Raw genomic sequence first — 16,754 nt, forward strand, 5'->3', positions numbered from 1 at the left:
GCCGAATCATGCGCAATGATCGCCGTGTCCGTATCCTGGCCACCCTGGGCCCGACCAGTTCCTCGTTCGAACAGATCCGCGCCCTGGCGCAGGCAGGCGCCAATGTGTTCCGCCTGAATTTCAGCCACGGCACACACGAGGACCACGCCGAACGCTATCGCATCGTCCGTCAGGTCGAACAGGAACTGGGCCGCCCCATCGGCATCCTGATGGACCTGCAGGGGCCGAAACTGCGCGTGGGCAGGATCGCTGGCGGCAAAACCGTCCTGACGGCCGGCCAGTCCTTCCGGCTGGACCTGGACCCCGCCGAGGGGGATGCCGCGCGCGCCAACCTGCCGCACCCGGAGATCTTCGCCGCCCTGGAAGACGGCACCGACCTGTTGCTCGACGATGGCAAGCTGCGCTTGCGCGTTGACCACCACGGCCCGGACTTCGCCGAGACCACCGTCCTGGTGGGCGGTCCGCTGTCCGACCGCAAGGGCGTCAACGTGCCCGGCGTCATCCTGCCGATCTCTCCCCTGACGCCCAAGGATCGCGCCGATCTGGAATTCGGTCTGTCGCTGGGCGTGGACTGGGTGGCCCTGTCCTTTGTACAGCGTCCGGAAGACCTCATCGAGGCGCGCAGCCTGATTGGTCAGCGCGCCTGGATCATGGCCAAACTGGAAAAACCCGCCGCCATCGAGCATCTGGACGCCATCGTGGCGCAGGCCGACGGCATCATGGTGGCGCGCGGCGACCTGGGCGTGGAGCTGCCTCCGCAACGCGTCCCGGTTCTGCAGCAACGCATCGTGCGCCGGGCGCGCGCCGCCGGCAAACCGGTGGTCGTCGCCACGCAGATGCTGGAATCCATGATCACCGCCCCCGTGCCCACCCGCGCGGAAGCCTCCGATGTAGCCACCGCCGTCTACAGCGGCGCCGATGCCGTCATGCTGTCGGCCGAATCGGCCTCCGGCAAATACCCGGTCGAGGCAGTCGCCATCATGGAGCACATCATCCAGGAAGTCGAAGCCGATCCGTCCTGGCGCGCCAACCTGGAGGCCACGCACAGTCCGGCCGAGGCCAATATCCCGGATGCCATCTGCTGTGCCCTGCGCCGTGTCGCGGGCCTGCTGGAGCCGGCCGCGACTGTGGCCTACACGACCTCGGGCTTCAGCGCCTTGCGCGCCAGCCGCGAACGACCCGCCACCCCGATCCTGGCCCTGACCTCGCAGCCTGAAACCGCACGGCGCCTGGCGCTGGCCTGGGGCGTGCGCCCGATCCATTTCCCCGAACAGCTGCACGAATCGACCGAAATGATCGACCGGGCCACCACCGCTGCCCGCCAGGCCGGACTGGCCGAACCAGGCGACATGCTGATCGTGATCGCCGGCCTGCCGTTCGGGCGCAGCGGCAGCACCAACCTGCTGCATATCGCCCAGGTGCCCGACTGACGCCAGAAAAGAGGTCGCGGCGGGAATTCAGCCAGCCCGATAAGCGGAGCGCCCTGGGCCTGAGCCGGCGATAATGCTGACAAAGGAACTGGAAGGATGACCAAGGGAACGAGACGGACGCACTCAGCGGCGTGACCACGCGCACCACCAGCAGCATCACCGGCACTTCGATCAGCACGCCGACCACGGTGGCCAGCGCCGCGCCGGAGTGGAAACCGAACAGGCTGATGGCGGCGGCCACGGCCAGCTCGAAGAAATTGGATGCGCCGATCAGTGCCGAGGGGCCGGCGATGCTGTGCTTCTCGCCTACTTTGCGGTTGAGCCAGTACGCCAACCCGGAGTTGAAGAACACTTGGATCAGAATGGGCACGGCCAGCATGGCAATCACCAGCGGTTGACGCAGAATGGCTTCGCCTTGGAAGGCGAACAGCAACACCAGCGTCAGCAGTCGCAGCGGGTGGTTGTGTCGGAAACCTCGCAGACACCGCCTTGGCAGCAGTGCTCGGTCATGTAGCCGAGCAAACCGTTCATCCGGGCGAAGTCGGCGCGGTAGATCAGATTGCGGCCCTGCTGCTCGATGGTGACGAGGCCGGCATGGGCCAATTCCTTCAAGTGGAAGGACAGGGAGTTACGGGCCACGTCGAGCTGGTCGGCAAGGACGCTGGGCGTCAGTCCCTCGGGGCCCGCGACCACCAGGGCGCGGAATACGCGCAGCCGCTGGGTGTGAGCCAAGGCGCCGAGGGCGGAAACGGCTTGATCTTGATTCATGATTCGATAATACAACATTTATTGAATCATTGCGCAAATGAGCGACACACAGAGGCTCATGGCGTCCCGCCGTCGCGCTGTCTGGGGCAGAATCTGTTGGCAGCCTGAGTCAGAAACCATGGAGCAGAGCTTACGAACTTCTTCAGGCTGTCTGATGAAAGGGGGCCACTTCAGTTGTCCTCGCATGCGTCGCTCTCGCAACAAGCAAGGCCCCACTTCAACTCTTATAGAAGACTGCCTATAATCCATCATTGACTTCCAGATTATTCAAGGACCATCATGACCGATCGCATCTCCAGCCATGGACTCCAGATCGCCGCTTCCTTGCACCGCTTCCTCGAACAGGAAGCCCTGCCGGGTACGGATGTGCAGGCGGCTGCCTTCTGGGAAGGCCTGTCGGCAATCATTCACGACCTCGCTCCAAAAAACCGCGCGCTGCTGGCCGAACGCGATCGCCTCCAGGCCACGCTGGATGATTGGTATGCCAAGCATCCGGGCCCCATCGCCGATCCTGCGGCCTATCGCGCCTTCCTGAAGGACATCGGCTACCTGAAGGACATCCCCGAGCAGGTCTCCATCGCCACGGATCGCGTCGACGTCGAAATCACCTCGCAGGCCGGTCCACAGCTGGTCGTGCCGGTGATGAACGCCCGCTATGCCCTGAACGCTGCCAACGCGCGCTGGGGAAGCCTGTACGACGCCCTGTACGGCACCGATGCGATTCCCGACACCGAAGACGCCGCGCGCGCCGGCGGCTACAACCCGGTGCGCGGCGCGCGCGTGATTGCCTTCGCGCGCAAATTCCTCGACGACAGCTTCCCGCTGGCCAAAGGCTCGCATGCCGACGCCACCGCCTACGCCGTTGTTCAGGGCGACCTGCAAGTCACGCTCAAGGACAGCACGGTCACAGGTCTGGCCGATTCCGCCGCTTTCCTGGGGCATCGCGGTGATGCGGCCGCTCCTCAAGCCCTGGTGTTGCGCCATCACGGCCTGCACATCGAGATCCAGTTCGATGCGAACCATCCTATCGGCAAGACCGATACCGCCCACATCAAGGACGTGGTCGTCGAATCGGCCCTCACCACCATCATGGACTGCGAGGATTCCGTCGCCGCCGTGGATGCGGAAGACAAAGTTCTCGCCTACCACAACTGGCTGGGTCTGATGAAAGGCGACCTGAGCGAGGATCTGGTCAAGGGTGGCAAGACCATCACCCGCCGCCTGAATCCGGACCGTGAGTACACGGCGCGCGACGGCGCCGCCGCCACCCTGCACGGCCGCTCGCTGATGCTCGTGCGCAATGTCGGCCACCTGATGACCAACCCGGCCATCCTGGACCGCGATGGCAACGAAGTCCCCGAAGGCATCCTGGATGCCGCCTTCACCTCGCTGATCGCCATCCATGACCTGAAGGCGCGCAAGAACTCCCGCGCCGGCTCGATCTACATCGTCAAACCCAAGATGCATGGCCCCGACGAGGTCGCCTTCGCCAGCGAGATCTTCAGCCGCGTCGAGCAGCTGCTGGGCCTGGCGCCCAACACGATCAAGATGGGCATCATGGACGAGGAGCGCCGCACCAGCGTCAACCTCAAGGCCTGCATCGCCGCCGCTAGAGATCGCGTGGCCTTCATCAACACCGGTTTCCTGGATCGCACCGGCGACGAACTGCATACCTCCATGCACGCCGGCGTCATGGTACGCAAGCACGACATGAAGACCCAGACCTGGATCCAGGCCTACGAGCCGAACAATGTGCAAAGCGGCCTGGAGTGCGGCCTGCGCGGCCACGCGCAGATCGGCAAGGGCATGTGGGCCATGCCCGACCTGATGGCCGCGATGCTGGAACAAAAGAGCGCCCAGCTCAAGGCTGGCGGCAACACCGCCTGGGTCCCCTCGCCGACGGCCGCCACCCTGCACGCCTTGCACTATCACCAGGTTGATGTGGTCGAGGTGCAAAAATCCCTGGAAAACCAGCATCAGGACTATATCGACCGCATCCTGAGCGTGCCGGTCACCGCCGCGCCCACCTGGACGCCCAAGCAAATCCAGCAGGAGCTGGACAACAATTGCCAGGGAATCCTGGGCTACGTGGTGCGATGGATCGACCAGGGCGTGGGCTGCTCAAAGGTCCCCGACATTCACGACGTGGGCCTGATGGAAGACCGCGCCACGCTGCGGATTTCCAGCCAGCACATCGCCAACTGGCTGCTGCACGGCGTCGCCTCCCGCGAGCAGGTCGAAGAAACCCTGCGCCGCATGGCCACCGTGGTGGACAAGCAGAATGCCGGCGATGACGCCTACGAGCCGATGGCCGGCCATTTCGAAACCTCCTGCGCCTTCAAGGCCGCCAGCGACCTGATCTTCAAGGGCCTGGAGCAGCCCAATGGCTACACCGAGCCGCTGCTGCACCACTGGCGCCAGGTCAAAAAGGCAGAGCAGGCGGCCAAGACCTGAGACGGCCCGGCTCCATGCAGGCAAACGCCCCGGTGATTCACCGGGGCGTTTGTCTTTTCAGCGGGCTGCGACTGCGGCCGCAGCCCATCAAACCGGCCGCGACGTCTCCCCGGACGCCACGGCAGCGGAGCCGCCGCCGGGCGGCATGCTCACCCGCGCATCTGGACCAGCAAATCGTCCAGCCAGGACAGCATCGTGTCGATTTCCTCGGCCGTCACGTTCAGGGCCGGCATGAAGCGCAGCAAATTGCCGCGCGGCGCATTCAGCAGCAGGCCCTCGGGCGCGCGATCGCGCGCGGCCTGGATCAGGGCGGGACCATCGTCGCGATCCATCACCAGCGCGCGCAACAGGCCCAGACCGCGTTCTCCGTTCATCCCCCACTTGTCCGACAGCGCCACCAGGCCGGCCGACAACTGCCGGGCCCGCGCATTGACCTGGTCCATGAAACCCGGGGCCATCAGCACGTCGAAGACCGCCGCGCCCACCGCCGTCATCAGCGGATTGCCGTTGTAGGTGCCGCCCTGGTCGCCATGCTCGAAGCAGCAGACGGCCTCGCGCGCGCACAGGGCCGCCAGCGGCACGCCCGCGCCGATCCCCTTGCCCAGCGTCATGATGTCGGGCTCGATACCGAAATGCTGATACGCGTACAGCCGCCCCGTGCGGGCCATGCCCGTCTGAACCTCGTCGACGATCAACAGCAGGCCGCGCTCGCGCGTCAGGGCGCGCAATCCCTGCATGAACTCACGCGTCGCGGGAATCACGCCGCCTTCGCCCTGGATAGGCTCCAGCATCACGGCGACCGTCTGATCGTCGATCAGGGCGCGTACCGAATCCAGGTCGTTCAGGTCGGCCTTGGGAAACCCGTCGACCTGCGGCGCGAATTTCGTGTCCCAGCCGGCCTTGCCCGAAGCCGACATGGTCGCCAGGGTGCGGCCGTGGAAGCTGTGATCGAAGGTGATGATCTTGTAGGCGCCCTTGCGGTGCAGCTGTCCCCATTTGCGCGCCAGCTTGATGGCGCCCTCGTTGGCCTCCGCCCCGCTGTTGGCGAAGAACACGCGATCGAAGCAGGACGACTCCACGATGCGGCGCGCCAGATCGATGGACGGCTGGTTGTAGAACGCGGGCGAGGGATTGATCAACAGCCGCGACTGGCGGTCCAGCGCGTCGATCATGGCCTGCGGGTTGTGCCCCAGGCAGTTCACGGCCCAGCCCTGGATGAAATCCAGATAGCGCTTGCCGGTGTGGTCTTCCAGCCAGGAACCCTGGCCCCGGACGAAGACCAGCTCCGGACGAGAAGTGATTTCCATCAGGGCGTTCAGCCCGGCACGATCGATCGACATGTGTGCGAATTCCTGAAAAACGAAGTCCCGACGGCACGCCGCCGCACAAACCGCTATTTTATGACTTAAGGCGTCCGCGGAGCGGCCTTGATGCGCGCGACCCAGCGTCCCCCGAACAGATTCACCGCCAGCCCGAACAGCACCACGAGCCCGCCCAGCCATTGCCACAGGCCCAGCCGCTCTCCCAGGAACCAGTCGGCGCACAGCAGCCCCACCACCGGGATCAGCAGACTGAGCGGCGCAATCCGGGCTACCGGATGGCGGGAAAGCAGCCTGCCCCACAGCACATAGCCGATCAGTGTCGCCACGCCCGACAGGTAGGCCACCGCCCCCACCCCGCGCCAGCTGATGTGCGTCAGGCTGGCGACGATGCGATCCGCCCCCTCGAATCCCGCCGACAGCAACAAAAACGGAATCGGCGGCAGCAGGGCGCCCCACACCACCATCGACAGCATGCGCACCGAACCGGCGCATTTCAGCACCACATTGCCCGAGGCCCAGCTGAACGCCGCCGCCAGCGTCAGCAAGAACCCGACCAGCGGCACGCCCGCCTCGCCGCTGGCGCCCAGATCCAGCAACACCAGTCCCGCCGCCGCCAGACCGATGCCCAGCACGTGATGCGCCCGGATAGCCTCATGCAGCACCAGCGCGGCAATCGCCACCGTGAAAAACGCCTGCGCCTGCAACACCAGGGAAGCCAGGCCGGCCGGCATGCCCAGATAGATCGCCAGAAACAGAAAAATGAATTGCCCCAGGCAGATAGTCGCACCATAGCCCACGACGTAACGCCAGGACACGGCCGGCCGGGGCACGAAGAACACCGCCGGAAACGCTACGAAAAGGAAACGCAAAGCGCCCAGCAACATCGGCGGAATCTCATCCACGCCGACCTTGATGACGACAAAATTGGCCCCCCACACCACAATGACGACCAGCGCCGCCAGGATGTCTTTCAATGACATGGGCCCTCCTGCCACAAATCCTGCATGCTACGGCATTTCAGGTTTTATGATCGAGAGAGGATCGATGGAAGGTCGGGCCCGGGTCAAAATCGCCCGGACGGAAAGGCTGGCCCCATCAGTCCTGCGCATTCGCTTTAGAATGACCCTCATCCCCCTCCACCAGCAGATTCCATGCGCCTGGCCATCCACCGCCTGTACAGCTATCCCGTCAAATCCTGCGCCGGCACGGCGCACACGCGTGTCCGCGTCACTGAATCCGGCCTGGCATTCGATCGGCATTGGGTCATCGTGGACGCCCAGGGCCTTTTCATGACACAGCGCCAGCACCCGCGCATGGTGCTGATCCGCCCCGACACCGCCGAGGACGGCCTGTGGCTGCGCGCTCCCGGCCAAAGCGACTGTTTCGTGCCGCCTCCATCCGCTCAGGCGCCGGCGGTGCCGGTCGCCATCTGGGGCACCCGGACCCTGGGCGCCGACCAGGGCGACGAAGTCGCGACATGGCTGAGCGCCTTCCTGGGCACCTCCTGCCGACTGCTCCACCTGCACCCCCGGGCGAACCGGCTGGCCAGCCTGCCGCACGTCACCCGCTGGATCCAGACACACCCCGACTGGCCGCAATCCTTTCTGCCGGTGGAGCGCCATGCCTTCGCCTTCGCCGACGGTTTTCCTTTCCTGGTCGCCAATCTGCATTCGCTGGAGGAACTGAACGGCCAACTGGCGGCTCAGGACATCCCCCCGGTGGACATGATTCGCTTTCGTCCCAACATCGTGCTTCAGGGGCTCGAGCCCTATGACGAGGACCATCTCTCCGGATTCCGCACGGGCGATGCCGGGTTTGCCTTCGTCAAGGCCTGCGCCCGCTGCCCTATCCCCAACGTCGATCCACAGACCGGCGATACGGCCGCGGAACCCGGCCGCACCCTGGCCCGGTACAGACAATTCGAGCAAGGCGTACTGTTCGGCATGAACGCCATTGTCACCCTGCCGGATGGCGAGACCTGGCTGCAGGTGGGCGACACCATAGAGCCGGAATACGACTTCTGAACGATCAATAGAGATCCAGTTGTACAGGATGCGGCTGGTCGCCGGCGTCTGCCGGCTCCAGCTTGCTGACCCGCACTCCCAGCAGCCGCAGACGCCGCTCCAGCGGCACCCGCTTCAGGCACTGCCCGGCGGCCCGATGAATGGCCTCGGCGTCTCCGACCGCTTCATCCAATGTCAGATCGCGGGTCACAATCTGGAAATCATCGAAACGCAGTTTGATGCCCACTGTCGCCCCGCGCACCCTCTTGCGGGCCAGATCCTCGGCCAGGCGCTCACAGAGGTCCCGGAAGATCCGCGACAACAGCGACCGGTCGCGGCGCACATGCAGATCACGCTCGAATGTGGTTTCCCGGCTCAGGGATTTAGGCTCGGATTGCGTCACCACTGGACGGTCGTCGATGCCATGGGCCACCTCCAGCAGCCATTGCGCCATGCTCAGCCCGAAATTGCGCTGCAGCAGCGCCGGCGAGGCCTGCGCCAGCCGGCCGACGGTCTCGATACCCAGATCCTGCAATTTGCGCGTGGCTTTCGGGCCGATACCATTGACCCTGGATACCGGCAAGGGCCAGATGCGCCGCTCCAGATCGCCGGGACCGATCAGCGTGATGCCATCGGGCTTGTCCAGATCTGAGGCGATCTTCGACAGCAGCTTGTTCGGTGAAATGCCGATCGAACAGCTCAGCCCTGTCGCATCACGCACGGCCTGCTTCAGCAGACGGGCCAGTTCTGCCGACTCCTGAGGCAAATCGGTCAGATCGATATAGATCTCGTCGATTCCGCGATCCTCGATACAGGGGGCAATCTCAGCCACAGCAGCCTTGAACAGCCGTGAATAATGACGATAGGCCGGGAAATCCACCGGCAACAGCACGGCATCCGGCGCCAGCCGCGCGGCCTTCATCATACCCATGGCCGAATGCACGCCCAAGGCGCGGGCCTCGTACGTCGCCGTCGTGATCACCCCACGCCCGATATAGTCCCGCAATCGGGCATATCCGCCTTCGGCAGGCTGCGGCCCCCATCCGCCGATCACCACCGGCTGACCGCGCAAGTCCGGATAGCGCAGCAACTCCACGGACGCGTAGAACGCGTCCATATCCAGATGCGCGATACGGCGGACAAAAGAGGCAACGGGCATGGCACGAAATGACGATAGCCCTGCTATACTAGCCGCCCTAGAAGATGTATTTCAAATGAATCTATAACCCTGCCCTCTCTGAGGGCTTCCCCCGCTTGCGAGGACCCTATGGAAGCAGCAACCCTGAAGCGTTCTTCCCAGAAAACCGCCACCCTGGGCCTGGTCGGCCTGCGCGGCCCGTCATGCGCCGACAAGGTGGACCGCGCCGTGTCCGCCGTGCCCGGCGTCTCGGAGGTTTCCGTCTCTCTGGCCGACGAAAAGGTCACCGTCACCTTCGACACCGCCCAAGTCTCCGTCCAGCGCCTGCAAGTCGCTGTCCAGGACGCCGGCTACGAAGCCCTCAAGCCCGTCCACGGTGAAGACGGCAACTGCTGCGGCGGCTGCGGGGGATAAGACGGGATCTGAGATAGCCCCCTGCGGGCTATCTCATGCCTGTCTTATCCGAGTACCCCGCAAGGCACGAGGCGCAGGGATGTTTCCCCCTCACACCACCCCGGCCCGCTCCGTGCCCGCCCGCGGCGCACGCTGATACGAATAGTGCATGAACACCAGCGACACGCAGACCGTGCCGTAGAGCAGCATGAAAGCGCTGGAATAGACGCCCGTCACATCCAGCAGCACACCGAACAGAATCGGCAGGATGAACCCGCCCAGGCCGCCGGCCAGCCCCACCACGCCGGACACGGCGCCGATATTGTCCGCAAAATCATCACTGATGAACTTGAAGACCGACGCCTTGCCGATCGCCATCGCCACCCCGACCACGAACAGCAGGATCGTGAACAGGGTCGAATTCAAGCCGATATGCAACGACACCGGTCCATCCACCGTCTGGATCGTCATCTGCGTCTGAGGATAGGACAGCAGAAAGAAGCAGACCCAGCAGACCCACATCACCCACCATGTCACCGGATACGCACCATACCGGTCGGCAAACCAGCCCCCCAGCGCCCGCAGCGCGCCGGCGGGCAGTGAGAACACCATGGCCAGGAAGGCCGCCAGTGTCAGATCAAACCCATATTCCGCCACGTAATATTCCGTGATCCAGAGCGCCAGCCCCACATACCCGCCAAACACCACCGAGTAATACTGGCAATAGCGCCAGACACGGGGCGACTTCAGCAAAGCCAGCTGCTCGCGCAACCCTGTCGCCGATGACGCCCGATGCGCCGGATTCGTATGACTGAAAATCAGGAACAACACCGCTGTTCCCAGCATCAGCGCCGCATACACCCGGGGCAGCATCGTCCAGCCGAACGCACCGATGATGAGCGGCGCCACGAACATGTTCAGCGCCGCCCCGGAATCGCCGGCACCGAACACCCCCATGGCGAACCCCCGACGTTCTGGCGCGAACCAGCGCGCCACATATGGGGTACCGACAGAGAAGGCCCCTCCCGCCAGCCCCACGAACAAGGCCAGCACCAGAAACTGACCATAGCTGGTCGCATACGACATCAGGTACAAGGGCAGTACGCAAGCCAGCAACACCGACACAAATACCAGCCGACCGCCAAAACGGTCCGTCAGCATGCCCAATGGCACACGCACCAACGCGCCGGTCAGCACCGGCGTCGCGATCAATAGACCAAACTGCGTTTCACTCAGGTCCAGCTCGGCCTTGAGCGGCACGCCCAGGATCGAGAACATCGTCCAGGCGGCAAAACAAGCAATGAAGGCGAACGTGCTGGCGAACAGCACAGACAGCGCCTTGCGCGACACAGACGCAGGTGCGACGCTCGATGACATGAAGATCTCCCTTGATGGGGGTCAAGCCCCTGGGGCAGGATCATATCCATCTTTGTCAAAAGGTTACCTGATCCAGGTCATATCACGCGCTTGCACACGGCCGGGCAGCGCGCCTCAACACAAATAGCGGTTGGGCGGGCGCACCTCCTAAGCAATCCGTGTTTCCGGGACAGGCCCCGGCGCGGGCCGCCGAATCAGGAAAACCGCCAAAGCAGCGATCAGACAGACCAGCCCGGCGGCATACAGGGCCGGATCGTAGGTCAGCCAGACCGTGCGCGACAGCCCCGCACCATAAGCCGCAATGGCCCCGCCGATCTGGTGGCCGGCGAAGATCCAGCCAAACACCATCCCCGCCTGGATCTTGCCAAAGGCTGCCGTCGTCAGCCGCACTGTCGGCGGCACCGTGGCAATCCAGTCCAGCCCATAGAACATGGCGAACACAGACAGGCCCACCAATGAAAACCCTGAATGCGGCAGCCAGAACAGCGACAGGCCGCGCAACCCGTAATACCAGAACAGCAGCTTGCGATTATCGTAGCGATCCGACAGCCAGCCGGACAGCACCGTACCGACCAGATCGAACACCCCCATCAGCGCCAGCACCGAGGCGGCCGGCACGGGCGACAGGCCGTAATCTCCGCACAAGGTAATGAAATGCGTCTGGATCAGGCCGCTGGTGCTCAGTCCACAGACAAAAAACGTCCCGAACAGCACCCAGAACACTGGACGGCGGGCGGCCTGGAACAACACTGCGATCGGCGTGCCAAAGCCAGGGCGACCGACCAGCACAGGCTCGGGCGGCGTCTGCGGGTCCGCACCGTAAGGCCGCAAGCCCATGTCCTCAGGGCGATCGCACATCAGCAGACCGACCAGGCCTGCCACCGCCAGACAACACACCACCACCGGCAACAGCGCGAGCCTCCATCCCGCCACCTCGATCAGCCATGTCGCCAGCGGTAAAAAGGCCAATAGCCCGGTGGCCGAACTGGCGGTCAACACCCCCAGCACCAGCCCCCGATGACGGTCGAACCAGCGGTTGACCACGATCGCCGTCAGCACCAGCGCCGTCAATCCTGCGCCCGCGCCCAGCACCACACCCCACAGCAACACCAGATGCCAGGATTGCGTCATGAACACGGCCAGGCCCAGGCCGCACGCCGCTAACGACAGCGCCAGACAGATGATGCGACGCAGGCCGTAGCGCTCGATCAGGATCGCAGCAAAAGGCCCCATCAGGCCGAACAGCATGAAACGCACCGCCAGAGCCGAGGAAATCCGGTCGATGTCCCAGCCGAATTCCCGGCTGAGCGGCAACAAAAAAGCGCCCGGCAGCCCAATGGCTGCCGCGGAGCTGAGCATGGTCAGAAAGGCGAGGGCGGCGACCACCCAGCCATAATGCAGCCCCTGGCGCGCCAGGGGGGCGGCCAGCAAATCAAGAAAAGGACGGCGCACCGAAAGGCCCCGGCAGTCTGGATCCGGCCATCACAAAACTAAAGGCGGCCGTTCATTGATGAATTTATTGAACCGTCAACTTTACATCGACATTGTTGCGCGTGGCGTTGGAATAAGGGCACACCACATGCGCCTTTTGCACCAGACCCTCCAGGGTTGCACGATCCACGCCGGGCGCGGAAATCTTCAGTTCCACAGCGATCCCGAACCCGGTGGGGATGGGGCCGATCCCCACGGAACCGGAGATCTCCGTCGTCTCGGGCAGCTTGACGCCTTCCTTGCCGGAGACCAGCTTCAGCGCACCCAGAAAGCACGCCGAATAGCCGGCCGCAAACAACTGTTCCGGATTGGTGCCCTCACCGCCCGCGCCGCCCAGTTCCTTCGGCGTGGACAGCTTGACGGACAGGTGGCCATCGGACGATTTGGCGCTGCCTTCACGGCCGCCAACAGCCGTGGCATGGGCGGTGTAGAGAACATTTTCGACTGTCATGATTGGACTCCTTGTGGTGCGGTTCCAGAGACGCCGCCCGCACCACGATCGGCGACGACTCATCAGCGGGCCGGTCAGTCCGGCGCCGTGCGGTTTTCAGGGAGGGCGGCCGCCGCCAGCAGATTCGCACGCAGTTCCTCCAGTTCGGCCTTGAGGACCCGTGCATGACCAGGCGAGCAACCTGTGGCGCACAGCACGCCTTGCGGGATGTCGCTGGCGCGGCGCCAGAGATCGCGTCCCGCCTGGGTCAACGTCACACAGACCTGGCGCTGGTCTTGGGCCGAACGGTCGCGGCGCAACAGCCCCATGGCCTGCAGCCGCTTGAGCAAGGGCGTCAGCGTGGCCGAATCGAGGTACAGCCGTTCCCCCAGCGCCGAGACGGTCACCCCGTCCGCCTCCCAAAGGACCAGCATCACCAGGTATTGAGGATAGGTCAGCCCCAGATCGGCCAGATGACGGCGATAGATCTTGCCCATCGCCAGTTGCGTCGAATACAGCGCAAAGCAAAGCTGGGCATCCAGCGTCAGACGGGCGGGCGGTGTGGCGGCAAGGGACAGGTTGGAACGGCTCATGGCCTCATTTTATATAGCGCACTATTTAATAGCAAACGATATTTATAATACCATCCGATCCCTGTTCTTATGGCGCGGTCCGACATCTGTCGCTTCATGCCATCAACCTGTCGTGCGCACCGGCCGATCCCATGCTCAGGCTCATCGCGCCAGGGGCCGTCAGCGCAGGCAGAAAAGCGGCGATACACTTTCACCCTGACCTACTCAAGGAAATCACCATGACGGATCGCGTCGACTGCGTCGTGATCGGCGCCGGCGTCATCGGCCTGGCGGTCGCCCGCGCCTGCGCTCAGGCCGGCCTGGAAACCCTGGTACTGGAGGCCGAATCCGCCATCGGCACCGGGACCAGCGCACGCAACAGCGAAGTCATTCACGCCGGCCTCTACTATCCGCGCGGCTCACTCAAAGCACGGCTGTGCGTGCGGGGCCGTCAGTCCCTGTACGACTACTGCGCATCACACGGCGTGGCTCACCAGCGCTGCGGCAAGCTCATCGTCGCCACCCGCGAGGAACAGACTGCTGCGCTGAAAAAAATCCACGATGCGGCGGTCGCCAACGGCGTGAACGACCTGTGCTGGCTGGATGCCGATCAGGCGCGAGCGCAGGAACCCGCACTGCGCTGCGTGGCAGCCCTGGAATCGCCCTCCACCGGCATCATCGACAGCCACGGCCTGATGCTCGCCCTGCAAGGCGACCTGGAATCCGCCGGCGGCCTGCTGGCCCTGCGGTCCCCGGTCCTGTCAGGTCAGATCCTGGCACGCACCGAGGGAATCCTGCTGCGTATCGGAGGCGACGAGCCCATGGAACTCATCGCCAGCCGCGTCATCAACTGCGCCGGTCTGCATGCCCAGACCTTCTCCGCCGCGCTCGATGGCCTGCCTCCCGACAGCATCCCCGCCGGTCGCTATGCCAAAGGCAACTACTACGCACTCTCGGGCAAGGCGCCGTTTTCCCGCCTGATCTATCCCGTGCCGGAACCCGGCGGCCTGGGCGTGCATCTGACGTTCGACCTGGGCGGGCAGGCACGCTTCGGCCCCGACGTCGAATGGATCGACACCATCGACTACCGCGTCGATCCGGCCCGGGCCGAGGGTTTCTACGCCGCCATCCGCCGCTACTGGCCCGCCCTGCGGGACGACGTCCTGCATCCCGACTATGCCGGCATCCGCCCCAAGCTCGTCATGCCCGCCGGCCAGGACGCCGATTTCATCATCCAGGACGTCCGTGCGCACGGCATCCCCGGCCTGATCAACCTGTACGGCATCGAGTCCCCGGGCCTGACCGCCTGCCTGGCTATCACCGACGAGGTCATGCAAAGCCCGGGCATGCCATGACACAATGCATCACCACGCAATCGTCTTCAACCCTTGTTCTCTGGAGTCCGACATGATCCGCGAAATGGCCCACATCACCGTCAATCCCGGCACCCAGGCCGACTTCCAGGCCGGCGTTCAAAAAGCATTGCCGCTCTTTCACCGCGCCCGGGGCTGCAAGCGCGTCGAGCTGCACCACATCATCGAACACCCTGAGCAATACGTGCTGATGGTGTATTGGGAGACCCTGGACGACCACATGGTGCATTTCCGTCAATCGGACGATTTCCAGACCTGGCGCGGCCTGGTCGGCGCGTTTTTTGAAAAGGCGCCGGAAGTGGTGCATTCAGAGGTAGTGATCGAGTAGCGGGATGGGCAGTGGGCTCGATATGTGTTGCGCGGGGCCTGCTGAAATGGGTGTCAGCGGGTAGCCGCCAAGGATCACCTTTTCTTCTTTTCTTGTTTGGCATTACGCCCACGCGATCCGATAGCGGTACTGCCAGGACTTGGCCCCGCCGGGATGGATGACCAGAGACAGGCCGCCCTCATCGGCCAGGTTTTGTCCGCAGGCTCCAGCCCACAGCTTTGCATCTGATAGTGCCATGTCGCCGCCCCCGGTAATGGCTATATGCCCATACTCCGGTCTGAAAACAAGGTATATCATCATGAAGGGCGCACATTTTGCCTGATCTATGCGGAATCTATCGGAAACGTTTCTATTCCCCGATGCAGGGGGATTGATTGAACCATGTCTTATTGATTCATAAAGATTCATTCTGAGCACGGAGTCCCACTTGGACCTATTCTTGGACCCACTGTTTTAGTGTATCCCCCGCTGGACTTCCATGGCGCAAGGTCTTTGCTTTCGGTTACTGCGCCAGCCACGATAGGAATGGGTGTAAATGGGTTCCGAAATGGTTGGGAGTCATGATTGGGTGTAAATGGGTGTACCATTGGTTCCATGATCCGCACAGACACCCTCCAGATCACCACCGACATCCTGAGCCTGATCGCCGGGATCGACGAATTCAAGGGCGCGTGGCGGGCGCTAGGCACGCTGGCACCGGATCGGCTGTCGGCGCTGCGGCGGGTGGCCACGATCGAAAGCATCGGCTCTTCGACCCGTATCGAGGGCAGCAAGCTGTCGGACCGCGAAGTCGAGCGCTTGCTTGCCAACCTGCAGATCAAGTCGTTCGAGACACGCGACGAGCAGGAAGTCGCTGGTTATGCTGAAGTCATGGAACTGGTGTTTGCGTCCTGGCAAGACATCTCGCTGACCGAAAACCATATCCGGCAATTGCACCGCGACCTGCTGACCTACAGCGACAAGGATGCCTGGCATCGTGGCAACTACAAGACCACCAGCAACAGCGTGGCCGCGTTCGATGAAAGCGGCAAGCAGTTGGGCATTGTCTTCGAGACTGCCACGCCTTTTGATACACCGCATCTGATGACCGAACTGGTGACCTGGTTCAACGAGGAGCGTAGTCATGGACGCTTGCATCCGCTGCTACTCATCGGCATCTGGGTGGTGGTGTTCCTGGAGATCCACCCGTTCCAGGACGGCAATGGCCGCCTGAGCCGGGTACTGACCACGTTGCTGCTGCTGCAGGCCGGCTATGCCTACGTGCCATATAGCTCGTTGGAAAGCGTGATCGAGCAGAACAAGGAAGCCTACTACCTGGCGCTGCGGCAGACACAAGGCAGCATCCGCACCGATACGCCGAATTGGCAGCCTTGGCTGGTGTTCTTCCTGCGTGCGCTGTCCCAGCAGGTACGCCGCCTGGAACGCAAGGTCGAGCGCGAGAAGCTGGTGCTGACCAAGCTGCCGGACCTGGCGCTGCAGATTGTCGAATTTACGCGCGAGCATGGCAGGATCACCATGGCCGAAGCCATTCGCCTGACCGGCGGCAACCGGAATACGCTCAAACAACACTTGCGTACGTTGGTGGAACAGGAGCATTTGGTCCAGCGGGGGGGCGGGCGTGGGACGTGGTACGAGTTGCGCTGAGTTGCCCTCCGGACCGAGCAAGACACCAATG

General features: G+C 63.6%; 15 protein-coding genes and 1 pseudogene. 7 read left to right on the top strand and 9 right to left on the bottom strand.

Features of this window, described 5'->3' with window-relative positions; translation table 11 throughout:
- The first annotated feature begins 8 nt into the window (after positions 1-8).
- Positions 9-1,430, top strand: a complete 1,422-nt coding sequence (gene pyk / locus ACK5JE_RS03700; RefSeq protein ID WP_416800371.1) for a pyruvate kinase — start codon at positions 9-11, stop codon at positions 1,428-1,430.
- Between the two features lie 133 nt (positions 1,431-1,563).
- Here pyk and ACK5JE_RS03705 read toward each other — a convergent pair.
- A pseudogene (locus ACK5JE_RS03705) lies at positions 1,564-1,878 on the bottom strand (arsenic resistance protein); the annotation flags it as partial.
- On the bottom strand, positions 1,872-2,198 hold the full coding sequence (locus tag ACK5JE_RS03710; RefSeq protein WP_416800372.1) for an ArsR/SmtB family transcription factor: 327 nt from the start codon (positions 2,196-2,198) through the stop codon (positions 1,872-1,874). The gene ACK5JE_RS03710 and the pseudogene ACK5JE_RS03705, both read right to left, overlap by 7 nt.
- A 279-nt stretch (positions 2,199-2,477) precedes the next feature.
- Here ACK5JE_RS03710 and ACK5JE_RS03715 point away from each other — a divergent pair, with 279 nt between their 5' ends.
- Positions 2,478-4,652, top strand: coding sequence for a malate synthase G (locus ACK5JE_RS03715; protein ID WP_416800373.1), 2,175 nt, complete (start codon positions 2,478-2,480; stop codon positions 4,650-4,652).
- A 149-nt stretch (positions 4,653-4,801) separates the two neighbouring features.
- Here ACK5JE_RS03715 and ACK5JE_RS03720 read toward each other — a convergent pair whose 3' ends face one another.
- Together ACK5JE_RS03720 and ACK5JE_RS03725 are read right to left on the bottom strand one after the other, a co-directional pair.
- On the bottom strand, positions 4,802-5,992 hold the full coding sequence (locus ACK5JE_RS03720) for an acetylornithine transaminase (RefSeq protein ID WP_416800374.1): 1,191 nt from the start codon (positions 5,990-5,992) through the stop codon (positions 4,802-4,804).
- Positions 5,993-6,057: 65 nt separating this feature from the next.
- A complete protein-coding gene (locus tag ACK5JE_RS03725) occupies positions 6,058-6,954 on the bottom strand; it encodes an EamA family transporter (RefSeq protein WP_416800375.1) in 897 nt (298 codons plus the stop codon).
- A 171-nt stretch (positions 6,955-7,125) separates the two neighbouring features.
- Between ACK5JE_RS03725 and ACK5JE_RS03730 the strand changes: the two genes are divergently transcribed.
- Positions 7,126-7,998, top strand: coding sequence for an MOSC domain-containing protein (locus ACK5JE_RS03730; RefSeq protein ID WP_416800376.1), 873 nt, complete (start codon positions 7,126-7,128; stop codon positions 7,996-7,998).
- 4 nt (positions 7,999-8,002) lie between these two features.
- Here ACK5JE_RS03730 and dinB read toward each other — a convergent pair whose 3' ends face one another.
- Positions 8,003-9,136 (bottom strand): DNA polymerase IV, encoded by a 1,134-nt coding sequence (gene dinB, locus ACK5JE_RS03735; protein WP_416800377.1) that lies wholly within the window; start codon positions 9,134-9,136, stop codon positions 8,003-8,005.
- Positions 9,137-9,244: 108 nt separating this feature from the next.
- On the opposite strand from dinB, the gene ACK5JE_RS03740 reads away from it, so the two are divergent.
- Positions 9,245-9,529: a heavy-metal-associated domain-containing protein gene (locus ACK5JE_RS03740; RefSeq protein WP_416800378.1), complete on the top strand. Its 285-nt coding sequence runs from the start codon at positions 9,245-9,247 to the stop codon at positions 9,527-9,529.
- 90 nt (positions 9,530-9,619) lie between these two features.
- Here the strand turns inward: ACK5JE_RS03740 and ACK5JE_RS03745 are convergent, their stop codons facing one another.
- The 4 genes from ACK5JE_RS03745 to ACK5JE_RS03760 form a co-directional block, all read right to left on the bottom strand.
- Positions 9,620-10,885, bottom strand: coding sequence for an MFS transporter (locus tag ACK5JE_RS03745; protein WP_416800379.1), 1,266 nt, complete (start codon positions 10,883-10,885; stop codon positions 9,620-9,622).
- A gap of 147 nt (positions 10,886-11,032) precedes the next feature.
- Positions 11,033-12,337: an MFS transporter gene (locus ACK5JE_RS03750; protein WP_416800380.1), complete on the bottom strand. Its 1,305-nt coding sequence runs from the start codon at positions 12,335-12,337 to the stop codon at positions 11,033-11,035.
- Positions 12,338-12,401: 64 nt separating this feature from the next.
- Positions 12,402-12,827, bottom strand: coding sequence for an organic hydroperoxide resistance protein (locus ACK5JE_RS03755; protein WP_416800381.1), 426 nt, complete (start codon positions 12,825-12,827; stop codon positions 12,402-12,404).
- A 74-nt stretch (positions 12,828-12,901) separates the two neighbouring features.
- A complete protein-coding gene (locus ACK5JE_RS03760; RefSeq protein ID WP_416800382.1) occupies positions 12,902-13,399 on the bottom strand; it encodes a MarR family winged helix-turn-helix transcriptional regulator in 498 nt (165 codons plus the stop codon).
- A gap of 218 nt (positions 13,400-13,617) precedes the next feature.
- On the opposite strand from ACK5JE_RS03760, the gene ACK5JE_RS03765 reads away from it, so the two are divergent.
- From ACK5JE_RS03765 to ACK5JE_RS03775, 3 genes are all read left to right on the top strand, one after another.
- Positions 13,618-14,733 carry an NAD(P)/FAD-dependent oxidoreductase gene (locus ACK5JE_RS03765; protein WP_416800383.1) on the top strand — a complete coding sequence of 372 codons (1,116 nt, stop codon included), beginning with the start codon at positions 13,618-13,620 and terminating at the stop codon, positions 14,731-14,733.
- A gap of 52 nt (positions 14,734-14,785) precedes the next feature.
- The gene (locus tag ACK5JE_RS03770; RefSeq protein ID WP_416800384.1) at positions 14,786-15,079 is read left to right on the top strand and encodes an antibiotic biosynthesis monooxygenase family protein; all 294 of its coding nucleotides are present in this window, start codon (positions 14,786-14,788) and stop codon (positions 15,077-15,079) included.
- Positions 15,080-15,673: 594 nt separating this feature from the next.
- Positions 15,674-16,723 carry a Fic family protein gene (locus ACK5JE_RS03775; RefSeq protein WP_416800385.1) on the top strand — a complete coding sequence of 350 codons (1,050 nt, stop codon included), beginning with the start codon at positions 15,674-15,676 and terminating at the stop codon, positions 16,721-16,723.
- The last annotated feature ends 31 nt before the right edge of the window (positions 16,724-16,754 follow it).

It is taken from the genome of Castellaniella sp. (assembly GCF_047971665.1).
Taxonomy (GTDB): Bacteria; Pseudomonadota; Gammaproteobacteria; order Burkholderiales; family Burkholderiaceae_B; genus Castellaniella.

Coding starts and splice junctions, on each gene's coding strand:
- pyk (WP_416800371.1), top strand. CDS start 9: ATGCGCAATGATCGCCGTGTCCGTATCCTGGCCACCCTGGGCCCGACC.
- ACK5JE_RS03710 (WP_416800372.1), bottom strand. CDS start 2,198: ATGAATCAAGATCAAGCCGTTTCCGCCCTCGGCGCCTTGGCTCACACC.
- ACK5JE_RS03715 (WP_416800373.1), top strand. CDS start 2,478: ATGACCGATCGCATCTCCAGCCATGGACTCCAGATCGCCGCTTCCTTG.
- ACK5JE_RS03720 (WP_416800374.1), bottom strand. CDS start 5,992: ATGTCGATCGATCGTGCCGGGCTGAACGCCCTGATGGAAATCACTTCT.
- ACK5JE_RS03725 (WP_416800375.1), bottom strand. CDS start 6,954: ATGTCATTGAAAGACATCCTGGCGGCGCTGGTCGTCATTGTGGTGTGG.
- ACK5JE_RS03730 (WP_416800376.1), top strand. CDS start 7,126: ATGCGCCTGGCCATCCACCGCCTGTACAGCTATCCCGTCAAATCCTGC.
- dinB (WP_416800377.1), bottom strand. CDS start 9,136: ATGCCCGTTGCCTCTTTTGTCCGCCGTATCGCGCATCTGGATATGGAC.
- ACK5JE_RS03740 (WP_416800378.1), top strand. CDS start 9,245: ATGGAAGCAGCAACCCTGAAGCGTTCTTCCCAGAAAACCGCCACCCTG.
- ACK5JE_RS03745 (WP_416800379.1), bottom strand. CDS start 10,885: ATGTCATCGAGCGTCGCACCTGCGTCTGTGTCGCGCAAGGCGCTGTCT.
- ACK5JE_RS03755 (WP_416800381.1), bottom strand. CDS start 12,827: ATGACAGTCGAAAATGTTCTCTACACCGCCCATGCCACGGCTGTTGGC.
- ACK5JE_RS03760 (WP_416800382.1), bottom strand. CDS start 13,399: ATGAGCCGTTCCAACCTGTCCCTTGCCGCCACACCGCCCGCCCGTCTG.
- ACK5JE_RS03765 (WP_416800383.1), top strand. CDS start 13,618: ATGACGGATCGCGTCGACTGCGTCGTGATCGGCGCCGGCGTCATCGGC.
- ACK5JE_RS03770 (WP_416800384.1), top strand. CDS start 14,786: ATGATCCGCGAAATGGCCCACATCACCGTCAATCCCGGCACCCAGGCC.
- ACK5JE_RS03775 (WP_416800385.1), top strand. CDS start 15,674: ATGATCCGCACAGACACCCTCCAGATCACCACCGACATCCTGAGCCTG.